This is a genomic window from Trueperaceae bacterium (genome assembly GCA_019454765.1).
Lineage (GTDB): Bacteria > Deinococcota > Deinococci > Deinococcales > Trueperaceae > JAAYYF01.
This window is the reverse complement of sequence record JACFNR010000065.1, coordinates 1-10,398: the sequence shown is the minus strand read 5'-3', so window position 1 is coordinate 10,398 and position 10,398 is coordinate 1. Positions and strand designations below refer to the sequence as shown.

10 protein-coding genes are annotated in these 10,398 nt (G+C 72.4%); 3 read left to right on the top strand and 7 right to left on the bottom strand.

Annotation, left to right across the window (positions count from 1 at the left end):
- From H3C53_12665 to H3C53_12640, 6 genes are all read right to left on the bottom strand, one after another.
- A partial coding sequence (locus H3C53_12665) for a DUF4127 family protein (GenBank protein MBW7917518.1) occupies window positions 1–958 on the bottom strand: 958 nt, incomplete at its 3' end.
- A 34-nt stretch (window positions 959–992) separates the two neighbouring features.
- Window positions 993–1,823 carry a carbohydrate ABC transporter permease gene (locus H3C53_12660; GenBank protein MBW7917517.1) on the bottom strand — a complete coding sequence of 277 codons (831 nt, stop codon included), beginning with the start codon at window positions 1,821–1,823 and terminating at the stop codon, window positions 993–995.
- Complete coding sequence (locus H3C53_12655; protein MBW7917516.1) at window positions 1,823–2,704, bottom strand: sugar ABC transporter permease; 882 nt, start codon at window positions 2,702–2,704, stop codon at window positions 1,823–1,825. The genes H3C53_12660 and H3C53_12655 overlap by 1 nt, the downstream gene beginning before the upstream one ends.
- A gap of 86 nt (window positions 2,705–2,790) precedes the next feature.
- Window positions 2,791–4,131 carry an ABC transporter substrate-binding protein gene (locus H3C53_12650; GenBank protein ID MBW7917515.1) on the bottom strand — a complete coding sequence of 447 codons (1,341 nt, stop codon included), beginning with the start codon at window positions 4,129–4,131 and terminating at the stop codon, window positions 2,791–2,793.
- On the bottom strand, window positions 4,128–5,639 hold the full coding sequence (locus tag H3C53_12645; GenBank protein ID MBW7917514.1) for a DUF4434 domain-containing protein: 1,512 nt from the start codon (window positions 5,637–5,639) through the stop codon (window positions 4,128–4,130). Before H3C53_12645 ends, H3C53_12650 begins: the two co-directional genes overlap by 4 nt.
- Window positions 5,640–6,716, bottom strand: coding sequence for a discoidin domain-containing protein (locus H3C53_12640; GenBank protein ID MBW7917513.1), 1,077 nt, complete (start codon window positions 6,714–6,716; stop codon window positions 5,640–5,642).
- A 203-nt stretch (window positions 6,717–6,919) separates the two neighbouring features.
- On the opposite strand from H3C53_12640, the gene H3C53_12635 reads away from it, so the two are divergent.
- From H3C53_12635 to speB, 3 genes are all read left to right on the top strand, one after another.
- Window positions 6,920–7,747, top strand: coding sequence for a MurR/RpiR family transcriptional regulator (locus tag H3C53_12635; protein ID MBW7917512.1), 828 nt, complete (start codon window positions 6,920–6,922; stop codon window positions 7,745–7,747).
- Window positions 7,748–7,750: 3 nt separating this feature from the next.
- Window positions 7,751–8,623 (top strand): ROK family protein, encoded by an 873-nt coding sequence (locus H3C53_12630; protein ID MBW7917511.1) that lies wholly within the window; start codon window positions 7,751–7,753, stop codon window positions 8,621–8,623.
- A gap of 150 nt (window positions 8,624–8,773) precedes the next feature.
- Window positions 8,774–9,742: an agmatinase gene (gene speB, locus H3C53_12625; protein ID MBW7917510.1), complete on the top strand. Its 969-nt coding sequence runs from the start codon at window positions 8,774–8,776 to the stop codon at window positions 9,740–9,742.
- A 3-nt stretch (window positions 9,743–9,745) separates the two neighbouring features.
- Here speB and H3C53_12620 read toward each other — a convergent pair.
- Window positions 9,746–10,398: 4-hydroxy-tetrahydrodipicolinate reductase (locus tag H3C53_12620; protein ID MBW7917509.1), on the bottom strand; the 653-nt coding region annotated here is incomplete at its 5' end.

The window sequence follows — 10,398 nt, the reverse complement described above, 5'->3', positions numbered from 1 at the left end:
TGCTCGGGCTGTTGACGGCCAGCCACAGGTCGACCGCGCCGCCCGGCGGCGCCTGGATGGCCCCGGCGGCGCGAAGGTGCACGGTCACCAGGTCGCCCAGGGGGCGGTCCTCGTAGGCCGTCCGCACGTCGGCCCCGCGCCGCGACGAGTAGAAGGCGCTCACGCGGGGCGGGCGGCCTGCGGCCGCCACCGCCAGGCGCGCGAGGAGCACCTGTCCCACCTCGTCCGCGCCCGGGTAGACGAGCACGCGGTCCTCCAGGCGCCCGCGGCGCACCTCCCGCTCCAGGCGCTCGCGGTGCATGACGTTGAGGCCCCACTCCACGGTGTCGTCCTGGTTTAGGACGAGCGCGTCGATCACGCCGTCCTTCACCAGCTCGAGCGCCGCGAGGTTCACGGCAGCCGTGCGCTCGCGGATGGCGAGCTGGTCTGCCCAGACGCTCGCTGGCACGCGGCGCCTCAGCTCCTCGAGCTCCGCTGCCTCGTCGGCCGTGGGCGTGAGCGCCAGGCGGCTGTGCTCCAACACGGAGCGCCTGAAGATGGCGCGCCCGTGCTGGCGGTAGTAGTCGGGCTCCTCGGCGTCGTCGTCATCGCGGCTCACGCGCTGGATGCTGCTGTAGGCCAGGAGCGTGAGCTCGGGGCGCTCAGCCTTCAGCCGGCGCAGGGCGTCCAGTCGGCGGAGCGCGGCGGCGAGGTCGGTGCCGCTCTGGCGCGAGGGGATGAGCCCACCCCACGCCAGGGTGTCGAGCGCCAGCACGGCGCCGACGGCGGCGGCGGACGGCGCCGAGAGCAGCCACTCCTCGATGCCGGCCGTGTCGGCCGGCCGCTTGCGGCTGCCGAGCAGGTCGGTGGGGCTCGAGAGCTCCCAGCCCGCGGCGCCCGCGAGCAGGCGCGGGTAGGCGGAGTTGATCGGTCGCTCGTCCAGCGGCAGGAACAGGAGCGAGGCGTCGGTCGGGGCTATGGTCGCCCTCCCTTCCGGGGGGTCCCGGGGCGCGTCAACCCTTCACCGCCGCGGTGGAGACGCCGGCGATGAACGTCTTCTGCGCGAAGAAGAAGAGCACGATGATGGGCACGCTCATGAGGAGCGAGCCGGCCATCAGCAGGGGCCAGGCGGCCGCGCGGGTGCTGGCGAGCTGCTGGAGGCCGATGGCGAGGGTGTAGAGGCGGTCGTCGGTCAGGTAGATGAGGGGGTTCAGGAAGTCGGTCCACGTCCAGATGAAGATGAAGAGCGCGGCCGTGGCCAGCGCCGGCTTGGCGAGCGGAAGGACGATGCGGGAGAAGATCTGCCACTCGTTGGCGCCGTCGATGCGGGCCGAGTCGGAGATGTCGTTGGGGATGGCGGCATAGAACTGCCGTAGCAGGAAGACGGCGAAGGCGCTGCCCGTCAGCGCGGGCACCACGAGCGGCAGGAACGTGCCCACCCAGCCGAGCTTCTGGAACATCACGAACTGCGGGATGAGAGTCACCTGCGGCGGCAGCACCATGGTGGCGAGGAGGCAGTAGAACAGGAGCTCGCGACCGGGCCACCTGATGCGCGAGAAGCCGTAAGCCACCACGGCTGACGACGCCACGTAGAAGGTGACGCTCAGCACGGTGACCAGCACCGTGTTCCCCAGGTAGCGCAGGAACGGGATCTCCTTCATCAGGCGCGCGTAGTTGGACCACATGACGGGTGCCGGCACCCACTCGGGCGGGATGGCGAACACCTGCGCGTCGGTCTTGAGCGAGGTGGAGACCATCCACGCGAACGGCGTGAGGAAGAAGAGCGCACCCACCACGAGGATCAGGTAGATGCCGGCGTTCCACCGGCCGCGCCGCGCCGCCATCAGCCGTCGGCCTCGTAGTAGACCCAACCCGAGGTGCGGAACACGCCCACCAGCGCCACGGCCGTGATGACGAGCAGCACCCAGGCCATGGCCGAGGCGTAGCCCATGCGGAAGAACTGGAAGGCGTTCTGGTAGAGGTAGAGGGCGTAGACGAGGGTGGAGTTGGACGGCCCCCCGCCAGTCATGATGTAGATGTTCGTGAACGCCTGGAACGACGTGATGATGCCCATGATCAGGTTGAAGAGGATGACGGGGGAGAGCATCGGCAGCGTCACGAAGCGGAAGCGCTGCCAGCGGCCGGCGCCGTCTAGGTCGGCGGCCTCGTAGAGCTGCACGGGCACGTTCTGCAGGCCCGCCAGGTATATGACCATCGAGCCGCCCACGCCCCACAGCCCGGCGAAGATCAGGGCCGGTTTCGACCAGACCGGGTCGGCCAGCCAGCCGGGCCCGTTGATCCGGAAGAGCCACAGGAACTCGTTGACCGGACCGTAGTCCGGGTTGAGGAACCAGCGCCACAGCAGCGCGGCGGCCACGGCGGGCACCACGCTCGGCAGGAAGTAGAGGGTGCGGAAGAGCCCCTGGAACCTCACCTTGTTGTTGAGCAGCATGGCGATGAGCAGGCTCACGAGGAGCGAGACGGGGATGCCGATGACCGCCAGGTAGAGCGTGTTGTAGAGCGTCTTGCCGAAGAGCGGGTCGGCGAACAGGTCGGTGTAGTTGCGCAGGGCTATCCAGCGCGGCGCCGACACGACGTTGTAGTCGGTGAAGGAGAAGTAAAGCGACGCCACCACCGGGTAGACGGTGAAGACGAGGAAGCCGATCAACCAGGGCGACACGAAGGCCAGCCCCAACCAGAGGTCGCGCCGCTGCCACCGCGTCATGGGCGCACGGCCGCCCGGCGCGGCGTGGCGGCGCCCGGCGCGGCCGCCCTCCGCGCGCGCGGCGCCTCCGGCGGGGGCCGAGGTCATCAGCGGTACTTCTCCAGCTCCCGCAGCACGTTGCGCTGCGCCGTTCCCAGCGCCTCGGCCGGGGTGGCGCTGCCGTCTTGCACGGCGGCGAGCGCCTGGTTCAGCTGGTCGCTGAGGTAGAGCCCGACGGGCAGGCCGGGCGGCGTGTACACGAAGCCCGTGAGGAGCATGTCTATGTAGGTCTGCATGTGGGGTGTGATGGTGTCGGCGAAGGCGGGCAGCGCCAGCGCGTCCTGGCGCGGCGGGATGTTGGCCAGCTCCGCCGCGAAGCGCGCCGACTGCTCGGGCGCGGTGAGCCAGAGGAGGAAGTCGAGCGCCTCGGCGCGGTGCGGCGCCTGCGCCGGCACCACCCAGAACGAGCTCTGCACGGGGGTCACGTCGGGCCGGCCGCCCGGCGGCGCCGGGAAGTTGGTCACGCCCCAGTTCAGGTCGGGCGCGTACTCCGCCGTGAACGCCACCTCCCACTGCCCGCCCTCCTGCATGGCTATCTGGCCGCGGTAGAAGGGGTTGAAGGGGCTGGCCATGTCGCCCCAGCCGGCCTGGAAGCGCCGGATCTTGGCGATGTCGTACTTCTTGTAGTAGGCGGCGAGCCACTCGAAGGCGGCCACGTTCTCCGGCGCGTCGATGGTCGGCTCGAGCGTCTCGGGGTCGAAGAGCCGGCCGCCGAAGGCGTGCACGTAGATGGCGGTCACGTTGGGGAAGAAGCCCAGGCGGCGCATGTTGCCGCGGGCGTCAACCGTGGTGAGCTTCTCGGTGAGCTCGTCGAGCTCGGCGATGGTGCGCGGCGGGGCCTCCGGGTCGAGCCCGGCGGCGGCGAAGACGTCCTTGTTCCACATGAAGCCGTAGACGTTGAGCGTGGTCGGCAGGCCGTACTTGGCGCCCGCGTAGGCGCCGTACTCCCAGATGCCGGGCAGGTAGTCGTCGGCGGTCACGCCGGCGGTGGCCAGGTCGGGGGTGAGATCGGCGAGGGCGCCGCCGTACCCGAGCGGCACCACCATCCAGTCCCACACCGTCACGAGGTCGGCGGGGGCGCCGCCCGCGAGGGAGGCGAGGATGCGCTCGCCGTCGCCGATGGGCACGAACGAGCCCCGCACCCGCACGGCGCTCTGGGAGGCGTTGTACTCGTCGACCAGGTCCTGCATGGCCTGGCCCTCCGAGCCGCCCCAGGCGTACCAGAAGGTGATCTCGGTCTGGGCGAGCGCCAGGCCGCCGGCTAGGAGCGAGGCGGCGAGCACGGTCGCGAGCAGGCGGTGAAGGCCTGGCGCCCACCGCGAGGCGCTCCCGGCGGGGCGCCGGCCGGCGCGCTCCCTTGCTGCGCGGGCGGTCCGGTTCGGTGTCACGGCTCACGCTCCTTCAGGTACTGCCGGTAGGCGCCGTAGAGTTCCGCGGCGGCGCCGCCCAGGCGCGGGCTCATGTAGTGGGTGAAGTCGAACCCCACGAACTTGGCGACGTACGGGGCCTCGAGCTCGAGCTGGCGCCGCACGGTCTCGATGCCGGCGCTGGTGGCCTGCCAGGCGAGGTCGTCTACGGGCCAGCCGTGCGTCTGCTCGAACAGTTCCAGGTCGGACCAGAGGGCCACCCCGTGCGCGTCGGCCACGGCCTTGAGGGCCCGGTAGACGGGCACGCCCTCCTCCACGGTGGTGCGGCGGGTGCCGACGCCGTCCTGCATGGCGATGACGTCGATCGCGGCGCGCGCCAGGGTGGCGTCCCACCAGGCGGCGTAGGTCGCGCCGTTCGGGTTGATGCCGAAGTAGGGCGCCACCATGACGGGACGGTCGAGCTCGGCGTGAGCCGCCTCCGCCATCGCCGCGAGGTAGGTGATCATCGCCTCGTGCGCCTGTGGGGTCACGAAGCTCCGGTCGTCGATCTCCTCGGGGAGGTAGTAGCCGGCGAGGGCGGGGGAGGCGCCGTAGAGGCCCTCCAGCTCGCGCATGAGCGCGGTGTTCGCCTCGGCCGCGCCGGCGCCGTCGAACCGACCCTGCCAGTACTCGGGGTCGAGGCCGAGGCCGAGCCACACGCTCATGCCGGCCTCCTCGGCGGCGCCCAGCAGGTCGCCGATGGGGTCGCGCTCGGCCCGCTCTGCGGCAGCGGTGCTCGCCGCAGGGGCGTCCCAGGTGGCGGGCGCCCCGACGGGCAGGAAGTCCTGGCCGTCGGAGGAGACGGAGACGGCCACGGCGGCCGGGAGCTCCACGGCCGAGATGTCGGAGCGCATGAACTGCACGGCCACCGCGTCGAACAGCCTGGCCTCGCCGGCGGCGGCCAGCTCGAAGGTGATGGTGATCCGGTCGCCGGGGTTCTGCCAGCCCACCATGTCGGCCCAGGCGAAGTTGGCGAGGCCGTCCGTGAGCTTGCCGCCCTTGGCGGCGTCGGGGTCGAGGTAGTTGCCGGCGGGCGCCGGCGCGAGGGTGTAGCCCAGACCCGCGCTCACGTCGTCCGGCCCCGCCATCACGCGAACCTCCGGGATCATCGTCCACTCGCGACTGTTCGGGGTGACCGTCACGCGCACGAAGCGCGCCGGGAGCGGCGCCGGAGCCCGCCACACGAGCTCGCTGAGCGACTCGTCGGGCGGGAGGCGGCGGGCGGGCGGTGGTGCGCCGGGGTCAGGGTCCGCCGCGCGGTAGTAGCTGACCTCGCCGTAGCGCGAGTACTGCACGATGAGGGTGTCGAAGCCCAGATCGCGCATGTAGCCGAGCTCCTGGCGCCAGCCGTCCGGCCCCAGGGCGGCCAACTGGCCGTCGAGCTGCACGAAGCTACCCGTCAGCACGGGGTCGCTCTGGGCCGACGCCGCGCCCGCCAGGGCGATGACCCCGGCGAGCGCGGCGGACTTGAGCAGTCGTGCCGGCCGCATCTACTCGGCCGCTTCCACGACCTCCGGCACGGCCGCGCCCGTCTGGACCACCACCTCGGCGAGCATGATCCACCCGGTGCGGTGCCGGATCTGCAGCTTCACGTAGCGGCCGCTCACGGGGTTCTCCAGGTCCTCCCAGTAGACGGAGTTGATGAGCTCGTTCATGGCGGGAGACGGTGCCGTCTTGGCGGCCAGGCCGACCACGTCGAACGTCTCGCCGTCGTCGGACACGGACACGATGATGCTGTACGGCAGGTTGACGGCCGAGGCGAAGGAGCGCATGAAGAGGCCCGCCACGCGGGTGATGCCGTCGACGTGCTCGCCCAGGTCGACGATCACGACGGGGTTGACCGTGGCGTCGGCGATGCCGACCATGTCGCCCCAGGCGTACGCGTAGGAGCCGTCGGTGAGCTGCACGCCGCCCTCGTCGGGGTAGGCCTCGGAGGCGCCGGGCACGAGGCTGTAGGGCTTGCCGAGAGCCACGTTCACCGGCTCCGCGCTGGCGGGGGCGTTACCGGAGGGAGCGGGCAGCAGGTCGGCCGGGATCTCGCCGTTGCCCACCTGTAGCTCGGCCACCATGGTCCAGCCGCCGCCGCCCGGGAGCAGCTCCACCTTCACGAAGCGACCGTAGCCGGCCCACTCCTCGTCGGCCCAGACGAGGGTGCCGATGGTGTCGTTGGCGATCTCGCCCTCCAGCACGGCGTTGGCGAGGCCGAGGTCCTCCCACAGCACGCCGTCCTCGGAGATGGAGACGATGGCGGTGGGGACGGACACGGCCGAGCCGTCGGAGCGCATGACCTTGAGGGCCACGTAGCTGACGTAGTCGTAGGTGTCGCCCAGGTCGACCGTGAGCGACACGGGCTCGGCGCCCTCGAAGCCCACCATGTCGCCCCAGGCGAACGCGTAGGCGCCGTCGGTCAGCTTGAGGCCGTCGCCGTCGGGGTAGGCCTCTGCCGCAGGGCGGCTGGGCACGACGACCTTGCCGGCCGCGACGTCGAAGTCGGGGTTCTGGGCGAGCGCCGTGGCCCAGAGTAGCACGAGCGCCATGGACAGGGTCTTGACGAGCCGGTGGTGCATGTCGACCTCCTGCGAGGCGTTCGCCGCCCGTCCCGGTCCGGGCCGACGCCGACCGCCTGATTGAGCTTGGCTCCGGAAACCGAGTCTTAGATTGAGCCTAGCTCTTTATGGCATGCTAGGCGTGGAGGATGGCTCTGTCAAGGGTCGGCCGCCCCGCCCGAGCTCGCGGCGGGCCCGACGCCTGGCACGCCTAGAATCTGCTCATGTCCCGCCTGCTCACCAAACTGCGCGCCTCGCTGCCCGACCTGAGCCCCGTGCTGAGGCGGGTGGCGCAGTACGTGCTCGACCACCCCGACGCCGTCATCTACCACAGCGTCACCGAGCTGGCCGAGGCCACCAGCTCGAGCGAGGGCAGCATCATCAGGTTCTGCCAGGACCTCGGCTTCTCCGGCTTCCAGGAGTTCAAGCTGACGCTGGCGGTGGAGTTCGGCCCTCCCGGCAGGCCGGAGAAGGCGGCGGACGCCGGCGCCAACCTGCTGGAGGAGCTGGCGCACCACGCCGCCGCCACCCTCCGGGAGACGGCGCTCCTCTTCGAGCAGGAGGCGTTCGAGGAGGTGGCCGGGCGCGTGGCGGCCGCCTCGCGCGTCGACGTCTACGGCGTGGGCGCGTCCGGCGTCATCGCCCAGTACTTCGCCTACAAGCTGCTCCGCTTCGGCATCGTGGCCCAGGCCTACACCGACATGCACCTCGGCGCGATGAGCGCCACGAACCTGGGTGCAGGCGCGGTCGCCATCGGCGTCTCCAGCTCGGGCTCGACGATCGACACCCTGCAGGCCGTGAAGGCCGCGAAGGCGGCCGGCGCCTTCACCGTGGCCGTCACGAACCGGCTGATGAGCCCGCTCGCCAAGGTGGCCGACAGGAGCCTCTTCGCCTCGCCGCCCGAATCGCCCCTGACCGGCGGCGACGTCTTCGCCAAGCTGGGCCAGCTCCTCGTCCTCGAGGGGCTGGCGCGGCTCATGGTCGCGGCCGATGCGGAGCTAGAGGAGGACGTGCGCCGCACGGCGCAGGTCGTGGCCGACAGGAGCATGTGACCCGTGGCACGAGCGACCGTGCTCGCGTTGGACGTCGGCGGCAGCAAGCTGGCCGCGGCCCTGGTGCGCGGCGCCAAGGTGCTCGACACGGAACTCACGCCGACCCCGGCGCGCAGCGGCCCCGAGGCGGTGGTCGAGGCGCTCGTGGGCGCCGCCCGGCGGCTGCTCGAGCGCGGCCAGGCCCCCGCGCCCGCCGTGATCGGCGTGGCCTCCGCCGGGCTCGTGGTGGACGGGCGCGTGCGCGCGCTCAGCCCGGACCTCCTGCCCGGCTGGGACGGCTTCGCGCTCACCGAGCGGCTCGAGGCTGCGTTCTTCGGGCTACGGGCGCACGCCCTCAACGACGCCCAGGCGGCGGCCTACGGCGAGGCGCGCCACGGCGCCGGGCGCGGGCGGGGCTCGTCGCTCTTCGTGACGGTCTCCACGGGGGTGGGCGGCGGCCTGGTGCTCGGCGACACGCTGTGGCGTGGGTCCGGCGGCATGGCCGGCCACGTCGGGCACCTCGGGGGGCGCGCCCTGGAGCGGGTGGCGTCGGGCACGGCGCTGGCGGAGCGCGCAGCCCGCCTGGGTCACGCCGTCGACGCGCGGGCCGTGGTGGCCGCGGCCGAGGCGGGAGAGCAGTGGGCCGTGGGGTTGGCCACCGACGCGGCGACGGCGCTCGTGAGCGCGCTGGTGGACGTCAAGTACCTCGTCGACCCCGAGGTGATCGTGCTTGGCGGGGGCGTGGGGCTCAACCCCGCCTTCAGGCGCGCCGTGCAGGCGGCCTTCGAGGGCGTGGCGGAGAGCCTGCGCACGCCGGTGGTGCCTGCCGCCCTCGGCGCCGCGGCGGGGCTGGTGGGCGCCGCGGCGTGGGCGCTCGAACGACGGTCGATGCCTTGACGGCCTAGCCCCCTCGGGCCGCCGGTGGATCGGCCCTCGTGCGCTGGTACGACGGGATCACGTGCGGGGGCCCGCCACGGATGGTGTGATGGGCCAACCCGGCCGGACCGCCGCCGCGGACCGCGGCCCCCGGCGCGCAAGGAGGACCCGATGAGCCGACCGCCTTACAGACCGCCGTACAGACCGCTGGACGCCATGGTCTACCCGCGCTTCGAGGGCGTGCGTACCTTCATGCGGCTGCCGCACGTGACGGACCTCGCCGGCGTGGACGCCGCCGTGGTGGGCGTGCCGTTCGACACGGGCGCCACGTACCGCGTCGGGGCGCGCTTCGGCCCGTCGGGCATCCGCAACGAGTCCATGCTGCTCAGGCCCTACAACCCCGAGCTGGCCGTGAACGTCTTCGAGCAGCTCTCCGTCATCGACTACGGCGACCTCCCCGTCACGCCGGGCTACCTGCCGGAATCGCACGCGCAGATCGAGGCCGCCGCCGCGCCGCTGTTCGACGCCGGCGTCACGCCCGTGTTCCTCGGCGGCGACCACTCCGTTTCGCTGCCGCTACTGCGCGCGGTGGCCAAGCGCCTCGGGCCAGTGGGGCTGGTCCACTTCGACGCCCACAACGACCTCTGGCACTCCTACTTCGGCGGCAAGGACACGCACGGCACGCCCTTCCGGCGCGCGGTGGAGGAGGGCCTGCTCGACGTGGCGCGCAGCGTGCAGGTGGGCATCCGCGGCTCCGTGTACGCGGCGGAGGACGTGGCCATGACCGAGCGCCTTGGCCTTGCCTTGGTGAGCGGTCCCGAGCTGCACCGCCGAGGCGTGCCGGCCGTGCTGGAGCTGATCCGCGCTCGCGTTGGCGTTGGACCTCTCTACCTGAGCTTCGACATCGACTTCCTCGACCCCGTCTACGCCCCCGGGACGGGCACCCCAGAAGTGGGTGGCGCCACCGGCGTGCAGGCGCTCGAACTGCTGCGCGGCCTGCGCGACCTGCCGTTCGTGGCGTTCGACCTGGTCGAGGTCATGCCGCCCTACGACCCGGCCGGGGTGACCAGCCTCCTGGCGGCCAACCTCGTCTACGAGATGATCTCGCTCACGGCTGCGCGCCGCGCCGGGGGCCGCTAGGGCTCAGAGGTCGAGGACCGTGTCGAGCCCCCGGTGCAGGCCGCGCAGGCCGCCCACGCGCCTGATGGCCAACAGCGCGCCGTCCACGTACGGATCGGCCGACGCGCCCGCGTCGTGGCGGATGCTGAGCCGCTGGTCGGGCAGCCCGAACACCGCCTCCACACCGATGGTATAGCCGGGCAGCCGCACGGAGTGCACCTGCGCGCCGCCCAGGGTGGCGCCGCGCGCGGCGCGCTCGCCCACGGTGGCCTCCACCGGCACCTCGTGGCGCGCCACGTTCGCCAGCCCGAGCCGCCCGGCCAGCTCGCGCGCCGTGCCGCTGGGCGCGTCGGGCTTGGCGGCGCCCGCGTAGTCGATGATCTCCCACTGCGGGATCAGCCTGGCCGCCGCCTCGGCGAAGCGCTGCAGCAGCACCACCGTGATGGCGAAGTTGCCGCACGCCAGCACGCCGAGGCCTGCGGCGCGCGCGGCGGCGTCGATGTCGGCGTAGTCGGCGTCGGTCAGGCCCGACGTGCCCACCACCACGTGCGCGCCTCGCTCCAGCGCGGCGAGGACGTTCGCCTTCGCCACTTCCGGCCGCGTGTACTCGACGAACACGTCGCAGGGCGCGGCGGTCAGCGCCTCCTCGGCGGTGGCGAACACGGGCGCCGTCAGGC

What these genes read in the sequence shown, in the direction of transcription:
- H3C53_12660 (MBW7917517.1), bottom strand. Translation starts at nt 1,823, where the DNA reads ATGGCGGCGCGGCGCGGCCGGTGGAACGCCGGCATCTACCTGATCCTC.
- H3C53_12655 (MBW7917516.1), bottom strand. Translation starts at nt 2,704, where the DNA reads ATGACGCGGTGGCAGCGGCGCGACCTCTGGTTGGGGCTGGCCTTCGTG.
- H3C53_12645 (MBW7917514.1), bottom strand. Translation starts at nt 5,639, where the DNA reads ATGCGGCCGGCACGACTGCTCAAGTCCGCCGCGCTCGCCGGGGTCATC.
- H3C53_12640 (MBW7917513.1), bottom strand. Translation starts at nt 6,716, where the DNA reads ATGCACCACCGGCTCGTCAAGACCCTGTCCATGGCGCTCGTGCTACTC.
- H3C53_12635 (MBW7917512.1), top strand. Translation starts at nt 6,920, where the DNA reads ATGTCCCGCCTGCTCACCAAACTGCGCGCCTCGCTGCCCGACCTGAGC.
- speB (MBW7917510.1), top strand. Translation starts at nt 8,774, where the DNA reads ATGAGCCGACCGCCTTACAGACCGCCGTACAGACCGCTGGACGCCATG.